The organism is Micromonospora sp. WMMD1082 (assembly GCF_029626175.1).
Classification (GTDB): Bacteria; Actinomycetota; Actinomycetes; order Mycobacteriales; family Micromonosporaceae; genus Micromonospora.
The window spans coordinates 1,857,337-1,872,014 of sequence record NZ_JARUBM010000002.1; the positions used below are offsets into that span (position 1 = coordinate 1,857,337).

At 73.9% G+C, this 14,678-nt stretch carries 14 protein-coding genes; 4 read left to right on the forward strand and 10 right to left on the reverse strand.

The features are described 5' to 3' along the window. Nucleotide 1: 1 nt before the first annotated feature. Nucleotides 2-1,114 carry an alanine racemase gene (alr, locus tag O7615_RS08705; protein WP_278176866.1) on the reverse strand — a complete coding sequence of 371 codons (1,113 nt, stop codon included), beginning with the start codon at nucleotides 1,112-1,114 and terminating at the stop codon, nucleotides 2-4. A 56-nt stretch (nucleotides 1,115-1,170) separates the two neighbouring features. Next, entirely contained in the window at nucleotides 1,171-2,640 is a 1,470-nt protein-coding gene (locus tag O7615_RS08710; RefSeq protein WP_278176867.1) for an NAD(P)H-hydrate dehydratase, read from the reverse strand. Nucleotides 2,641-2,851: 211 nt separating this feature from the next. Here O7615_RS08710 and O7615_RS08715 point away from each other — a divergent pair, with 211 nt between their 5' ends. Together O7615_RS08715 and O7615_RS08720 are read left to right on the forward strand one after the other, a co-directional pair. After that, a complete protein-coding gene (locus O7615_RS08715) occupies nucleotides 2,852-3,148 on the forward strand; it encodes a type VII secretion target (RefSeq protein ID WP_278176868.1) in 297 nt (98 codons plus the stop codon). After that, the gene (locus O7615_RS08720; protein WP_278176869.1) at nucleotides 3,145-4,764 is read left to right on the forward strand and encodes an alpha/beta hydrolase; all 1,620 of its coding nucleotides are present in this window, start codon (nucleotides 3,145-3,147) and stop codon (nucleotides 4,762-4,764) included. The genes O7615_RS08715 and O7615_RS08720 overlap by 4 nt, the downstream gene beginning before the upstream one ends. Nucleotides 4,765-4,810: 46 nt before the next feature. On the opposite strand, the gene glmS is transcribed toward O7615_RS08720, so the two are convergent. After that, nucleotides 4,811-6,724, reverse strand: a complete 1,914-nt coding sequence (glmS, locus tag O7615_RS08725) for a glutamine--fructose-6-phosphate transaminase (isomerizing) (RefSeq protein ID WP_278176870.1) — start codon at nucleotides 6,722-6,724, stop codon at nucleotides 4,811-4,813. A 156-nt stretch (nucleotides 6,725-6,880) separates the two neighbouring features. Here glmS and O7615_RS08730 point away from each other — a divergent pair, with 156 nt between their 5' ends. Both O7615_RS08730 and O7615_RS08735 read left to right on the forward strand, forming a co-directional pair. Further along, nucleotides 6,881-8,074 (forward strand): pyridoxal phosphate-dependent aminotransferase, encoded by a 1,194-nt coding sequence (locus O7615_RS08730; protein ID WP_278176871.1) that lies wholly within the window; start codon nucleotides 6,881-6,883, stop codon nucleotides 8,072-8,074. Next, nucleotides 8,071-9,180, forward strand: a complete 1,110-nt coding sequence (locus tag O7615_RS08735; RefSeq protein WP_278176872.1) for a beta-eliminating lyase-related protein — start codon at nucleotides 8,071-8,073, stop codon at nucleotides 9,178-9,180. The genes O7615_RS08730 and O7615_RS08735 overlap by 4 nt, the downstream gene beginning before the upstream one ends. A 34-nt stretch (nucleotides 9,181-9,214) precedes the next feature. Here the strand turns inward: O7615_RS08735 and glmM are convergent, their stop codons facing one another. The 7 genes from glmM to O7615_RS08770 form a co-directional block, all read right to left on the reverse strand. Next, a complete protein-coding gene (gene glmM, locus O7615_RS08740; RefSeq protein ID WP_278176873.1) occupies nucleotides 9,215-10,567 on the reverse strand; it encodes a phosphoglucosamine mutase in 1,353 nt (450 codons plus the stop codon). Between the two features lie 137 nt (nucleotides 10,568-10,704). After that, a complete protein-coding gene (gene rpsI, locus O7615_RS08745; protein ID WP_030501567.1) occupies nucleotides 10,705-11,169 on the reverse strand; it encodes a 30S ribosomal protein S9 in 465 nt (154 codons plus the stop codon). Between the two features lie 20 nt (nucleotides 11,170-11,189). Next, nucleotides 11,190-11,633, reverse strand: coding sequence for a 50S ribosomal protein L13 (gene rplM / locus O7615_RS08750; RefSeq protein ID WP_278176874.1), 444 nt, complete (start codon nucleotides 11,631-11,633; stop codon nucleotides 11,190-11,192). 208 nt (nucleotides 11,634-11,841) lie between these two features. After that, nucleotides 11,842-13,209 carry a nitrate/nitrite transporter gene (locus O7615_RS08755; protein ID WP_278176875.1) on the reverse strand — a complete coding sequence of 456 codons (1,368 nt, stop codon included), beginning with the start codon at nucleotides 13,207-13,209 and terminating at the stop codon, nucleotides 11,842-11,844. A 134-nt stretch (nucleotides 13,210-13,343) separates the two neighbouring features. Next, the gene (locus O7615_RS08760; protein WP_278176876.1) at nucleotides 13,344-13,688 is read right to left on the reverse strand and encodes a type II toxin-antitoxin system PemK/MazF family toxin; all 345 of its coding nucleotides are present in this window, start codon (nucleotides 13,686-13,688) and stop codon (nucleotides 13,344-13,346) included. After that, nucleotides 13,627-13,884: a DUF6364 family protein gene (locus O7615_RS08765; protein WP_278176877.1), complete on the reverse strand. Its 258-nt coding sequence runs from the start codon at nucleotides 13,882-13,884 to the stop codon at nucleotides 13,627-13,629. The genes O7615_RS08760 and O7615_RS08765 overlap by 62 nt, the downstream gene beginning before the upstream one ends. Before the next feature lie 72 nt (nucleotides 13,885-13,956). Next, complete coding sequence (locus O7615_RS08770) at nucleotides 13,957-14,655, reverse strand: class I SAM-dependent methyltransferase (protein ID WP_278176878.1); 699 nt, start codon at nucleotides 14,653-14,655, stop codon at nucleotides 13,957-13,959. Nucleotides 14,656-14,678 lie beyond the last annotated feature (23 nt).

Consider the following 14,678-nt stretch of genomic DNA (forward strand, 5'->3'; position numbering starts at 1 on the left):
CCTACTCGCCGTCGTAGACGCGCGGGACCCGGGTGCTGCCGAACCGGGTGACGATCTCGTAGTTGATGGTGCCCACCGCCGCGGCCCAGTCGTCGGCCGTGGGCTCGCCGTCGGCCCCGCTGCCGAACAGGGTGGCCACGTCGCCGGCGGCCACCGGGTCGTCGCCGCAGTCGAGCACGAACTGGTCCATGCAGACCCGGCCGGAGATGGTCCGGCGGCTCCCGCCGAGCTGCACCGGGCCGGAGTTCGAGGCGTGCCGGGGCACCCCGTCGGCGTAGCCGAGCGGCACCACGGCCAGGTTCGTCTCCCGCTCCGTGGTGTACGTGTGGCCGTACGAGACGCCCGCGCCCGCCGGGACGCGCTTGGTCAGCATCACCCGGGCCCGCGCGGTCATCGCCGGGCGCAGCCCGTAGGTCTCGCCGGCCACCGGCGAGAGGCCGTAGACGGCCAGCCCCGGACGCACCAGGTCGAAGTGGGTGTCGGGCCGGGTCAGCGTGGCCGCCGAGTTGGCCAGATGCCGGTAGCGCGGGCGCAGCCCGGCCCGCTCGACCATGGCCAGGCCCTCGTGGAAGACGGCGACCTGACGGTCGGTCGTCGGGTGGCCGGGCAGGTCCGCGTACACGAAGTGGCTCCACACCCCGACCACCTCGACCAGCCCGTCGGCCTGTGCCTTGGCGGCGGCGTCGAGCAGGGCGGGCCAGTCGGCGACCGTCGCACCGCCCCGGGCCAACCCCGTGTCGATCTTCAGGTGCACCCGCGCGGGCCGCCCGGCCGTCCGGCTCGCCTCGAGCATCTCCGCGAGCTGCGGGAGGCTGGCCACCCCCAGGTCGACCCCGGCCGTGACGCCGGTGTGCAGCGGCAGCCCCGGCGCCAGCAGCCAGGCCAGGACCGGGACGTCGATGCCGGCCGCGCGCAGGGTCAGCGCCTCGTCCAGGGTGCAGACGCCGAGCCAGTCCGCCCCGGCGTCGAGCGCGGCCCGGGCGGCCGGGACCATGCCGTGGCCGTAGCCGTCGCCCTTGACCACCGCCATCAGCTCGGCGTTGGTACCGGCGCGCAGCCGGTTCACGTTCTCCCGGATCGCGTCAAGGTCGACGCGTACCTCGGCCTGCCACATGCCCCCACCCTACTTTCCGCGCCGATCACCACGGCGGGCACTTGGCGCGGTCGCGCTCAGGGCAGACGGGCCAGCACGGGGCGCAGCGCGGCGGCCACGTCCGGCGCGGTCACCGGGCCGCCCCCGGCCGCCTCCCGGCCGGCCAGCCCGTGCACGTACGCCGCCGCGGCGGCGGCCCGCTCGGCCGGCAGGCCGGCCGCGAGCAGCGAGCCGAGCAGGCCCGCCAGCACGTCGCCGGTGCCCCCGGTGGCCAGCGCGGGGGTGCCGGTCGGGTTGACGTACGCCTGCCCGGCCGGCGTGCCGATCACCGTGCGATCCCCCTTGAGCAGCACCACCGCGTTCATCCAGGCGGCCAGCCGCAGCGTCGCGGCGACCCGGTCGGCGCCCGGCTCCTCGCCGCAGAGCCGGGTGAACTCCCGGTCGTGCGGGGTGACCACGATCGGCGCGTCACGCCGGCGCAACCGATCGGCGAGCGACCCGTCCACCAGCAGGGTGAGCGCGTCGGCGTCCAGCACCACCGGCACCGGCGCGGCGAGCACGGTCCGCAGCTCCGCCGCCGCCTGCTCGTCGGTGCCCAGCCCCGAGCCGCACACCCACGCCTGCACCCGGCCGGCGTCGGCCACCCGGCCGGTGGCGATCACCGAGGGGTGCTCGCGTACCACCTCGTCCCGGGCTCCCCCGGCGTAGCGGACCAGGCCGGTCGGGCCGGCCAGCGCGCCGCCGACGGAGAGCACCGCCGCGCCCGGGTACGTCGCGGACCCGGTGGCCACCCCGACCACGCCCCGGGTGTACTTCTCCGAGGTGGCGCCGAGCCGGGGCCACCAGTCGGCCACGTCCGACCACTCCACGACGTGTAGCGCCGGGCTGCCCCGCAGCCAGGGTGTCAACCCGATGTCGACCAGCTCCACCTGGCCGGCCAGGGCCGCGGCGGGGCCGACCGCCAGGGCCGGCTTCCACACGCCGAAAGCCACCGTCACGTCGGCACGCACCGCGTTGGGCCGGCCGGAGGAGGTCAACGGCACCGCGCCGGTGTCCACCGCGACACCGCTGGGCACGTCCACCGCCACCACCGTGGCCCGCCCGCCGTCGCGCCCCCGGTGGCGCAGCAGGCTCGCCGCCAGTTGCTCGGCGGTCTCCCGCAGCCCGCCGTGACCGCCGATGCCGACGATCCCGTCGAGCACCAGGTCGACCACGGTCGGCGGGCGATCCACCACCCGCCCGCCGGCGGCCCGCAGCGCGGCCAGCCCTTCCGCGTGAGCGCGCTCCGGGGTGAGCAGCAGCGCCGACACGGCCGCACCCCGCCGGGCGAGGCGGGCGCCGGCGTAGAGCGCGTCACCGCCGTTGTCACCGGAGCCGACGAGCAGCAGCACCGGCGCGGCGTACACCCCGCCCCGCTCGGCGAGCAACAGCGCGCAGCGGCGGGCCAACCCGGCGGCGGCGCGTTGCATCAGCGTGCCGGGCGGGAGGGTGGCCATCAGGGCCGCCTCCGCCGTGCGGACGTCCGCCACCCGCCAGACCGGTCTCATACCGCACCCCGTTTCCCGCGCCCCCGGGCGACGATCACACCGGCCCACCCTACCGGCGCGGGGGCCGCACGATAGCCGCCGACCGCGCACCCGGCAATGCCTGTGGACGAACCCGGGGTACGCCCGCCGCCGGTTGTCCACAGGGCACACCCGCACCGGCCGGCGCCGCCTAGCGTCGTCGGCGTCGTGGTGACGGGGGCGGGAGGATCCGATGGCGGACGAGGAGTTGACCGTGCGGCCGGAGCTGCTGCACCGGGTCGGGCGGTCGCTGGGCGACACCGGTTACCGGCTGGCCCACGGGCCGGCCGGCGTGCCGGGGCTGACCGCGCCGGCCCGGGAATGGTCGGCGGCGCAGGCGCTGGCCGGGTTGGAGGCGGCCGTGCACGCCTGGTGCGGGCGGCTCGGTGCCCGGGTGGCGGAGACCGGCGACGCGGTGCGCGCCGCCGCCGTGGCGTACGAGTCGGTGGACGCACGGGCCGCCGCCCGCCTGTCCACCGTGTCCCGATGACCGGGCCGGTGCCGACCCGGGCCGCATCGGAGCAGGTCGGCTACGCCCAACTCTCGACGGTCGACCCGGCCGCCTGGCGGGCCACCGGGACGGCCTGGGCGAGCCTGGCCGGCCTGGCCGAGCGGCGGGCCGCGGAGCTTTCCGACGGCGGTGCGGCGCTGCGCGCCGGCTGGTCCGGCCAGGCCGCCGGGTCCGCCGGTGTGCGGCTGTCCGGGCTGCGGGCCGAGCTGGTCGGGCTCGTCCCGGCCGCGATCGAGACCGATCAGGTCCTCGCCGAGTTCGCCGCGCGGCTGGTGGCCGCACGCGCCCGGCTGGCCGCCGCGGTCGCGCTGGCCGCCACCGCAGGGGTGTTGATCGACCGCTGGGGCAGGCCGCACAGCGACCCGGCCCGGGTGCCGGCCGACCGCGCCGGCCCCACGGTGCTCCAGGTGACCACGGCCCTGCGGAACGCCCTCGACCTGGCCGCCACCGCCGACCGGGAGGCCGCCGACCGCCTCGGACAGCTCTCCGGGAGCGCCGATGCCGGCTGGGCGGCCCGGCCGCCGCCGCACCGGCCCGCCCCGCACGCCGACCCCCACCTGGTGCACCTCTGGTGGGCCGGGCTCACTCCGGCCGAGCGGCGCTGGCTGGTGGTGCACGAGCCCGAGCTGGTCGGTCGGCTCGACGGCGTGCCGCCCGGTGCCCGTGACCAGGCCAACCGGTCGCTGCTCGGCACCCGGCGGGCGGCACTGCTCGCGCGGTGGGAGCGGTTGCTGGCGCGGGTGCCCCGGGGGCCGTTGGAGGTGGCCGGGCTGCGTGGCACCGGGGCAGCCCTGGCCGGGCTGGACGCGCTCGCCGCCCGGCTGGACGCGCCCCAGCCGCCCCGGGCGTACCTGCTCGGGCTGGAGGTCGGCGGCGAGGGGCGGGCGATGGTGGCGCTCGGCAACCCGGATCGCGCCGCCGGCGTCCTGACCTACGTGCCGGGGATGACCGCCGGGCTCGACGACGTCACCGGCGAGTTGGGCCGCGCGGCGCGGGTGCTCGATCGCTGCGCCGAGCTGGCTCCGGGCGAGGAAACCTCGGCGGTGCTCTGGCTGGACTACGACGCCCCCGACTTCCTGCACGAGGCGGCCCGGGACGGGCAGGCCCGCGCGGCGGGGGACGCGCTGCACCGGTTCCAGGAGGGGCTGCGGGCCACCCATGACGGTCCACCGGCCCGGCAGACCGTGCTCGGGCACAGCTACGGGTCGCTGGTGGTGGGCACGGCCGCCCGCGATCACGGGCTGGCCGCGGACGCACTGGTCTTCGTCGGCTCGCCCGGGGTGGGGGTGGCGCACGCGACCGACCTGGGCGTGCCGCCCGGGCAGGTGTGGGCCAGTACCGCGCCGGACGACGTGATCCGGTTGACCCGCCCGCCGGGCGACCTGGCCCGGCAGTCGCTGCTCGGCGCCTCCCCGATCGGGGCCATCGCGGGGTTGCTGGCCGGGCCGGGCGAGGATCGCTGGTTCGGGCGCGACCCCGCCGAACCGTCCTTTGGCGGCCGGACGTTCCCCAGCGGCCGGCACGGCCACACCGGCTACTGGCACCCGGCCAACCCGGCGCTGGACGGCATGGCGCGCATCGTCCTCGGCCGGTGACCGGTCCGGGCCGTGGCGGTCCGGCGGCCCGCCACGGCCCCGACGGCTACTCGACGGTGACGGACTTGGCCAGGTTGCGCGGCTGGTCGACGTCGTGTCCCCGGGCGGCGGCGATCTCGGCCGCGAACACCTGCAACGGCACGGTGGTCACCAGCGGCGCGAGCAGCGTCGGCGTACGCGGCACATAGATCAGGTGGTCGGCGTAGCGGACGACCGACTCGTCGCCCTCCTCGGCGATCACGATGGTGCGGGCGCCCCGCGCGCGTACCTCCTGGATGTTGGAGACGACCTTGTCGTGCAGCAGCCCGCGGCCGACCGGCGACGGCACCACGCAGATCACCGGGGTGCCCTGGTCGACCAGCGAGATCGGGCCGTGCTTCAGCTCGCCCGCGGCGAAGCCCTCCGCGTGCATGTACGCCAGCTCCTTGAGCTTGAGCGCGCCCTCCAGCGCCACCGGGTAGCCGACGTGCCGGCCGATGAACAGCACCGTCGACTCGGCGCGCAGCTCGCGGGCCAGCTCACGGACCGGCTCGATCCGGTCCAGCAGGTCGCGCAGCTTCTCCGGCACCCGGTGCATCTGCTCGACCACGGCCGCCACCTCGTCGGCGAACTTGACGCCCCGCACCTGGGCCAGGTGCAGGCCGATCAGGTAGCAGGCGACCACCTGGGTCAGGAATGCCTTGGTGGAGGCGACGGCGATCTCCGGCCCGCCGTGGGTGTAGAGCACCGCGTCGGACTCCCGGGGGATGGTGGAGCCGTTGGTGTTGCAGATGGCCAGCACCCGGGCCTTCTGCTCCTTGGCGTGCCGCAGCGCCATCAGGGTGTCCATGGTCTCGCCGGACTGCGAGATCACCACGATCAGGGTGGACCGGTCGAGCACCGGGTCGCGGTAGCGGAACTCGCTGGCCAGCTCCACCTCGCAGGGGATCCGGGTCCAGTGCTCGATGGCGTACTTGGCCACCATCCCGGCGTGGTAGGAGGTGCCACAGGCGACGATGAAGATCTTGTCGACGTCGCGCAGGTCCTGGTCGCTGAGCCGGACCTCGTCGAGCATGATCTCGCCGGTCTCGGTGAGCCGGCCGAGCAGCGTGTCGGCGACGGCCTGCGGCTGCTCCGCGATCTCCTTGAGCATGAACCAGTCGTAGCCGCCCTTCTCGGCGGCCGAGGAGTCCCAGTCGATGTGGAAGTCCTTGCCGCTGGCGGGCTGGCCGGCAAAGTCGGTGATCTCGATGGAATCTGCGGTGATCAGGACGATCTGGTCCTGGCCCAGCTCGACCGCGTCGCGGGTGTGCTCGATGAACGCGGCGACATCGCTGGCGAGGTAGTTCTCCCCGTTGCCGCGCCCGACCACCAGCGGCGAGTTGCGGCGTGCCCCGACCACCGCGCCGGGCACCGCCGAGTCCACGGCGAGCAGCGTGAAGGCACCCTCCAGGCGCTGGCAGACCACCCGCATCGCGGCGGCCAGCAGCTGCGGCCCGTCCGGCTGGCCGGCCGCGCGCAGATCGGCCAGGGCCGCGGCGAGCAGGTGCGCGGCGCACTCGGTGTCGGTGTCGCTGACGAACTGGACGCCGCCGTCCTCCAGCTCGGTGCGGAGCTTGGCGAAGTTCTCGATGATCCCGTTGTGGATCACCGCCACCCCACCGTCGGGCGAGACGTGCGGGTGGGCGTTGCGGTCCGTGGGGCCGCCGTGGGTGGCCCACCGGGTGTGCCCGATGCCGGTGGTGCCGTCGCCGATGCCGATCGGGCTGGCGCCGCAGGCGCTCGGATCCTCGGCGGCCCGCTCGGAGAGCACCTTCTCCAGGTTGGCCAGCTTGCCGGCCTTCTTCTCGGTCAGCAGCTCTCCGTCGCAGACGACGGCGACGCCGGCCGAGTCGTAGCCGCGGTACTCCAGCCGCCGCAAGCCGTCGAGCACGATGCCGAGCGCCGGTCGGCCACCGGCGTAACCCACGATTCCACACATGAGTGGCAGCCTAACCAGTTTCGCTCACACTGTCTGCGCGAAAGCCGGGTAAACAATCACTGAACTTGAGCGATCGGGCGGAGTTGGTGATCGTGGTCACAAAGCACGCAGCCGGGGTCAAGCGGTTCCCCGGGTCGCACCCGTACCCTGACGGGCGTGACGAGCACCGATCTCGACCCGCTGGTGACCCGGATGCGCCCGTTCGGGACGACGATCTTCGCCGAGATGTCCGCCCTCGCCGTACGGACCGGCGCGGTCAACCTCGGGCAGGGCTTTCCGGACACCGACGGCCCGCCCGAGATGCTCGCCGCCGCGACCGAGGCGCTGCGCTCCGGTCGCAACCAGTACCCGCCCGGTCCCGGCGTACCCGAGCTGCGCGCGGCCGTGGCGGCGCACCAGCGCCGGTTCTGGGGGTTGGAGTACGACCCGGACGGCGAGGTGGTGGTGACCGCCGGCGCCACCGAGGCGGTCGCCGCGGCCATCCTCGCCCTCTGCGAGCCCGGCGACGAGGTGGTCTGCTTCGAGCCGTACTACGACTCGTACGCGGCCTCGATCGCGCTGGCCGGCGCGGTGCGACGGCCGGTCACGCTGCGCCCCGCTGCCGACGGGCGGTACGCCTTCGATCCGGCCGACCTGCGCGCCGCGTTCGGCCCGCGCACCCGCCTGGTGCTGCTGAACTCCCCGCACAACCCGACCGGCAAGGTCTTCACCCCGGCCGAGCTGGCCCTGGTCGCGCAGCTGTGCCAGGAGCACGGCGCGTACGCGGTCACCGACGAGGTCTACGAGCACCTGGCGTTCACCGACGCCACGAGCGGGCACGTGCCGCTGGCCACGCTGCCCGGTATGCGCGAGCGCACCCTGCGGATCTCCTCGGCCGGCAAGACCTTTTCCTGCACCGGCTGGAAGGTGGGCTGGGCCAGCGGGCCGGCAGCGCTGGTCTCGGCGGTGCTGCGGGTCAAGCAGTTCCTCACCTTCGTCAACGCCGCACCCCTGCAACCGGCGGTCGCCGTGGCCCTCGCCCTGCCCGACTCCTACTTCACCGGCTTCCGCGCCGACCTACAGGCCCGCCGCGACCAGTTGATCAGTGGGCTCGCCGACGCCGGCTTCGAGGTGCTCCGGCCGGAGGGGACGTACTTCGTCACCGCCGACATCACCGCGCTCGGCGGCACCGACGGCGTGGAATTCTGCCGTACGCTGCCGGAGCGCTGCGGCGTGGCGGCCGTGCCCACCCAGGTCTTCTACGATGATCCCGAGGCCGGCCGGCGGCTGATCCGGTTCGCCTTCTGCAAACGGCCGGAGGTGCTGGCCGAGGCGGTGTCCCGGCTGCGGGGTGCGGGGGTGGATCGATGACCGACGGGTACGCCGAGCGGGTTCGCCGGCTGACCGCGCTGCACGGCTGCGACACGGTGCTCTCCGGGGTCCGGCCGCTCTCGGTCGCCGCGCACCTCGACGCGATCCGGGCGACCGCCGACGACGACCTGCTGCCCGACTTCTACGGCGAGGGCGGGGCGGTGGCGACGGTGGAACACCGGGTCGCCGAGTTGTTGGGCACCGAGACGGCGGTCTTCTTCCCCACCGGCACGATGGCCCAGCAGGTGGCCATGCGGTACGGCGCCGAGTTGACCGGTCGGAACGCCGTCGGCTTGCACCCGCTGAGCCATCCGTTGCTGCACGAGCGGGACGCGTACGCCCTGCTCGGCGGCGTGCGCGCGGTGCGGACCACGACCGCGCCGCGCAACCCGACCGCCGACGAGGTCGCCGCGCTCGACGAACCGATCGGCACCCTGCTGCTCGAACTGCCGCTGCGCGACGCCGGTTTCGTGCTGCCGACCTGGGACGAGTTGGTCGCCACGGTCGGGGCGGCCCGCGATCGGGGCGCCCGGGTGCACCTGGACGGCGCCCGGCTATGGGAGTCCGTCGTCCACCTGGGGCACTCGACGGCCGAGATCGCCGCCCTGGCCGACAGCACCTATGTCTCCTTCTACAAGTCCCTCGGCGGCATCTCGGGCGCGGCCCTGGCCGGCGACGTCGACCTGGCCCGCTACGCCCGCGCCTGGCGGCACCGTTACGGCGGCGCGCTGTTCCAGCAGTGGCCGGCCGCCCTCGCCGCGCTGCACGGGTTGGCTCACGAGCTGCCCCGGCTCGCCGGCTACGTCGCGCACGCCCGGGTGGTCGCCGAGGCGCTGGCCGCCCTGCCCGGCGCGCGCGTGTTCCCGGCGCCCCCGCACACGCATCAGTTCCGGTTCTGGCTGCCACACCCGGCGGACGCGCTCAACGAGGCGAACCTCGCCCTCGCCGAGCAGGAGAAGGCGTGGTTCGCCAGCGGCTGGCAACCCGCCGAGCTGCCCGGCCTGTCGGTTACCGAGATCACCGTGGCCGGCCCCGCCCTGGAGTTGGGCCCCGACCAGGTGACCGAGCTGGGTACCCGTTTCCTCCGCCGCCTGCCGGCAAGCTGATTCCCGCCGCCTGCCGGCAGCCCTTCCTTGCACCTCAGGCGGGGCTGGCGGTGCGGACCTGGTCGGCGATGCGCTCGGCGATCTCGCGGGCCGTCTGCTCGGTGGCGGCCTCGACCATCACCCGGACCAGCGGCTCGGTGCCCGACGGGCGCAGCAGCACCCGCCCGGTCCCGCCCAGCTCGGCCTCGGCCCGCTCGACCTCGGCGCGTACGGCGGGTGCGGCGGCACCGACGGTGCGGTCCCCGACCGGCACGTTGATCAGCACCTGCGGCAGCTTGGTCACCACGGCCGCGAGATCCGCCAGGGTCCGGCCGGTGGCCGCCATCCGCGCCATCAGGTGCAGCCCGGTCAGCACCCCGTCGCCCGTGGTGGCGTACGCCGGCATCACGATGTGTCCGCTCTGCTCGCCGCCCAGGGCCAGTCCGGAGGCGCGCAGTTCCTCCAGCACGTACCGGTCGCCGACCTTGGTCTCGACCAGCCGGATCCCCTCGGCGGACATGGCCAGGCGCAGGCCGAGGTTGCTCATCACGGTGGCCACCAACGTGTCCCCGGTCAGCGTGCCGGCCTGCCGCATGGCCAGCGCCAGGATCGCCATCACCTGGTCGCCGTCGACCTCGTCACCCTCGGCGGTCACGGCCACGCAGCGGTCGGCGTCGCCGTCGTGGGCGAGGCCGAGGTGCGCGCCATGGTCAACTACCGCCTGGCGCAGTGCCTCGATGTGGTTGGAGCCGCAGCCGTCGTTGATGTTGAGCCCGTCCGGCTCGGCGTGGATCGCGATGACCTCGGCGCCGGCCTCCCGGTACGCCGCCGGAGCCACCTCGGCGGCGGCGCCGTTGGCGCAGTCGACCACGACCTTGATCCCGTCAAGGCGGTGCGGCGCGGTCCCGGCCACGTGCTGCACGTAGTGGTCCGCGCCGTCGAGCAGGTCGTGCACCCGGCCCACGCCCGCACCGACCGGGCGCTTCCAGGCGGTGGTGGCGTTGGCCTCGATCGCCGCCTCGATCCGCAGCTCGATCTCGTCGGGCAGCTTGTGCCCGCCCGCGGCGAAGAGCTTGATCCCGTTGTCCGGCATCGGGTTGTGCGAGGCCGACAGCATCACCCCGAGGTCCGCCTTGGCCTCCGCGGTGAGGAACGCCACGGCCGGCGTGGGCAGCACACCGACCCGGATGACCGTCGCGCCCGCGCTGGTCAGCCCGGCCACCACGGCCGCCTCCAGCATCTCGCCGCTGGCCCGGGTGTCGCGACCGACCACGGCCAGCGGGGCGTGGCTGCGGTCCGACTCGGCGAGGGTGTGCGCGGCCGCGACGGCTACCGAGAGCGCCAACTCCGGGGTGAGATCGGCGTTCGCCCGCCCGCGTACGCCGTCCGTGCCGAACAACCGGCCCATACCCACCAACCTCCGATGAAACTGCCGATGCGAGGAGAAATTGCCCTGTCAGGAAGCGACGGAAACGGCCGGCCCACCTCCCTCGTCGAGGGGAGGCGGACCGGCCGTGCGTCAGAAGTACAAGGTGCGGCTGAAGATCAGCGCTTCGAGTACTGGGGAGCCTTACGGGCCTTCTTGAGGCCGTACTTCTTGCTCTCCTTGACCCGGGCGTCACGGGTCAGGAAGCCGGCCTTCTTCAGGGCCGGACGGTCGTCGGGCTCGCTGACGATCAGCGCCCGGGCGATGGCCAGCCGCAGCGCACCGGCCTGGCCGGTGGTGCCGCCGCCGCGCAGGTTGGCGATGACGTCGAACGCCTCGGCCTTCTCGGCGGTGACCAGCGGATCCTTGATCAGCTGCTGGTGCACCTTGCTCGGGAAGTAGGCCTCCAGGTCACGCCCGTTGCAGGTGATCTTGCCGGAGCCCGGCACGATGCGGACCCGGACGATGGCCTCCTTGCGCCGACCCACGGTCTGGATCGGGCGGTCACCACGGGGCGCGCGGGCGACGGGCGCCGGCGCCTCGGTGGCCTCGGGGGCCACCTCGGTGGCGGTGATGTCGGTCATGCTGCTTCCTTCGCCCGCGCTCACTGCGCGATCTGCTTGATCTCGAACGGCACCGGCTGCTGCGCGCCGTGCGGGTGCTCGGCACCGGCGTAGACCTTCAGCTTCTTGATCAGCTGACGGCCGAGCTTGTTGTGCGGGAGCATCCCCTTCACCGCCAGCTCGATGGCCCGCTCGGGGCGCTTGGTCAGCAGCTCCTCGTAGCCGACCTGCTTCAGGCCACCCGGGTAACCGGAGTGCCGGTAGGCGACCTTCTGCTGGCGCTTGTTGCCGGTCAGCGCAACCTTGCCCGCGTTCACGATGACGACGAAGTCGCCCGTGTCGACGTGCGGCGCGAAAGTCGGCTTGTGCTTGCCCCGCAGCAGCGTGGCGACGTGGGTGGCCAGACGGCCCAGCACGACATCAGAGGCGTCGATAACATGCCACTGACGCTCGATCTCACCCGGCTTCGGGCTGTACGTACGCACAGGTCTACCTTGTCTCGTCGTCGGTCTGGGGTCGCGCGCCGAGGTGACCAGGACTCCCCGGCCGGACCAGCGCGCACGAACAACCAAGCGTACCTCAGGCGGCACGCCCACAGATGTCGTACAACAGCAGGCAACGATACCCGCAGCCCTGGCGGCCGGTCAAAACGGGGTGCCGTCCGGCGCGCGATCACCGGGGAGATGACCGGGCTCACACCCGCGCGCGGGCCATCCGCCCGCCCGGCCGCAGGTAGGCGGCCCAGGTGACCACCAGCAGCACCAGGAAGAAGCCGACGTAGAAGCGCAACGCCGGCTGGATGCCGCCGTAGGTCGACCGGGCCCAGGCGTAGCAGATCGGGACGAGGAAGCCACCGAGGGCACCGACCGCGGAGATGATGCCCAGGGCGCCGGCGGCCTGCCGGCGCATCGCCAGCATCACCTCGGGCGCCCCGCCCCGCTCCTCCCCCTTGATCTGGAAGATCCTGCTGATCATCCGGTAGGTCGAGCCGTTGCCGATGCCGGTGGCCACGAAGAGCAGCAGGAACGCCGCGAAGAACACGCCCATGCTGCGCCGCTCGACCGACCAGAGCGCGGCCAGGGCGCCGGCGGCCATCAGCACGAAGCTGGCCACCGTGACCCGGGCGCCGCCCACCAGGTCGGCGAGGCGGCCACCGAACGGCCGGCAGCACGAGCCCACCGCCGCCCCGAGGAACGCCCAGGCCAACGCGACGTCCGGCCGGCCGAACACCGAGGTGAGCAGGGTGGGAAAGGCCGCCGAGTAACCGATGAACGAGCCGAAGGTGCCGATGTACAGCAGCGACATGATCCAGGTGTCGCGGTGCCGCAGCGACGACCACACCGGCCCCACGTCGGCCTTGGCCTCGACCAGGTTGTCCATGAAGAGGTACGCGCAGATCGCGGCGATCACCGCCAGCGGGATGTACATCAGACCGGCCCGGGCCAGCGCGAGCCCGCCGCCCAGCACGATCACCTGTGGCACCACGAACTGCACCACGGCCACCCCGATGTTGCCACCGGCGGCGTTGAGCCCGAGCGCCCAGCCCTTCTCCCGCTCCGGGTAGAAGAAGGAGATGTTCGCCATGCTGGAGGCGAAGTTGCCGCCGCCGAGCCCGGCCGTGGCCGCGATCAGCAGCAGCGGCAGGAAGCCGATCTCCGGATGCTCGACCGCCCAGGCGAGCCCCGCGCAGGGCACGATCAGCAGCAGTGCGGAGATCACGGTCCAGTTCCGGCCGCCGAACACCGGCACGGCGAAGGTGTACGGCAGCCGCAGCAGCGCGCCGACCCCGCTGGGCACGGCGGTCAGCCAGAGCGCCTGGCTGGTGGTGAGCTGCCAGCCGGCGTCGCCGAGCCGGACGACGACGATGCTCCACAGCAGCCACACCGAGAAACCGATGTGCTCGGCGAAGATCGACCAGATGAGGTTGCGCCGGGCGACGCCGCTGCCGATCCGCCGCCAGAAGACCGGGTCCTCCGGTGCCCAGCGCCCGATCCACCGACCCGCTCGGCGGTCCAGGTCTTCCTCGTCGATTGCCGCTGGCTGCACGCTCGTGGTGGTCATGACGCCGAAGCTAGGGAGCGGCCGTTACCACGGCGTTCGCCGTTCGGGTCGGCCCGGCAACGGGGAGCGCACCACGGGCCGCCGGCGCCGGTGAGGAGCGCGCCGGACGCGCCGGGCCAGCGCTGCGCGCCGGGTCAGAGCTGCTGGAGTATGCGCAGGGCCCGGTCGATCCGCCGCATGGTCTCGGCGTCGGCCACGTCCACGCACTCGGTGAACCACTTCTTCATCGGCGACGAGATCCGGTCGGGCATCACCACCCAACCACCCATCGACACCGCCAACGGCGAGTCGCGCAGCAGCGCCGCCTCCACCACCTCGGCCACGATCACGATGGGCACCGCCGTGGAGTTGTAGACGTCGGAACTGATCACCAGCCCGAGCCGTTCCCGGGCCCCCTCGACCCGCCAGACCTCGCCCCTACGCAGCACGCGGGGGACCGCCGAAGAGCAGGTCGTCGACCATGCCGACCTCCTGGGCATCGGCCAGCGACGCGGACTCCAGATCCAGCCCGGCGCGCCCGACCGCGGCGGCGTGCGCGGCGAAGACCTCACGCAGCGCCTTCTCCCGGGCCGCCTGGTCCATCCAGGCGGAGAGCGAGAGGCCCTCCCGCTTGGCGAACTGTCGGGCCTCCGCGATCGTCTCGTCCGAGAACGACAGGGTCACCTTGGCTGTCATGCTGGACAGACTACCCAGTGGTATGACTATCAGTCATCCACCGCGTACCACTTCCGGTCGAGCCGGCACCGCTCAGTCCGGGGCGCGACCGCCGAAGACGGCGAACCGCCAGGCCTTGAAGAAGCAGTCCACCTCCGCGAGGCCCGCCTCGGCGAGCCAGCGGCACTGTTCACCGACCGGCGCCGGACGGTCGTACGTCATCCGTTGCTCGGCGGCGGCGATCTCGGCGGCGTCCGAGCCGAGCGCGGTGACCTGCGCCAGCCAGACCTCGTGGTAGCGCCGATCCAGGTCCGGGGTCGGGCCGGCCACCTGTTCGGCGTTGACGAAGACCCCGCCGGGCACCAGCGCCCCCGCCGCCCGCCGGTAGAGCGCACGCTTGCCGGAGTCGTCCAGGTGGTGGATGGCCAGCGCGCTGACCACGGCGTCGTACCGCCCGGCGGGCAGCGGATCGGCCAGGTCCGCCGCGACCAACCGGTGCGGCACGCCACGGCCGGTCAACTGCTCGGCGGCGACGGCCAGCATCTTCGGCGCGGCGTCGACGAGGGTCAGCCGCACGCCGGGCACGGCGGCGGCGAGCAGTGAGGACAGCAAGCCGGTCCCGGCGCCCAGGTCCAGCACCTCGGGCGTACGCCCGGCGGCCAGGGCGGCCCGCAGCGGCGGCGCGGCCACCTCGACCGCCGTGCCGTAGAACGCGTCGAAGCAGGGCACCAGCCGGCGGCGCGCCGCGTCGTAACCCGCCGCCACGGCGTCGAACGCCTCGGCCACACCCACGACTGCCTCCCAAATAACAAGAC

Bases quoted from the DNA above. Each gene is read 5' to 3' on its own strand.
- O7615_RS08715 (WP_278176868.1), top strand. From the start codon at position 2,852: ATGGCGGACGAGGAGTTGACCGTGCGGCCGGAGCTGCTGCACCGGGTC.
- O7615_RS08765 (WP_278176877.1), bottom strand. From the start codon at position 13,884: ATGACAGCCAAGGTGACCCTGTCGTTCTCGGACGAGACGATCGCGGAG.
- O7615_RS08720 (WP_278176869.1), top strand. From the start codon at position 3,145: ATGACCGGGCCGGTGCCGACCCGGGCCGCATCGGAGCAGGTCGGCTAC.
- O7615_RS08760 (WP_278176876.1), bottom strand. From the start codon at position 13,688: ATGCCCAGGAGGTCGGCATGGTCGACGACCTGCTCTTCGGCGGTCCCC.
- glmM (WP_278176873.1), bottom strand. From the start codon at position 10,567: ATGGGCCGGTTGTTCGGCACGGACGGCGTACGCGGGCGGGCGAACGCC.
- glmS (WP_278176870.1), bottom strand. From the start codon at position 6,724: ATGTGTGGAATCGTGGGTTACGCCGGTGGCCGACCGGCGCTCGGCATC.
- O7615_RS08755 (WP_278176875.1), bottom strand. From the start codon at position 13,209: ATGACCACCACGAGCGTGCAGCCAGCGGCAATCGACGAGGAAGACCTG.
- alr (WP_278176866.1), bottom strand. From the start codon at position 1,114: ATGTGGCAGGCCGAGGTACGCGTCGACCTTGACGCGATCCGGGAGAAC.
- rpsI (WP_030501567.1), bottom strand. From the start codon at position 11,169: ATGACCGACATCACCGCCACCGAGGTGGCCCCCGAGGCCACCGAGGCG.
- O7615_RS08710 (WP_278176867.1), bottom strand. From the start codon at position 2,640: ATGAGACCGGTCTGGCGGGTGGCGGACGTCCGCACGGCGGAGGCGGCC.
- O7615_RS08735 (WP_278176872.1), top strand. From the start codon at position 8,071: ATGACCGACGGGTACGCCGAGCGGGTTCGCCGGCTGACCGCGCTGCAC.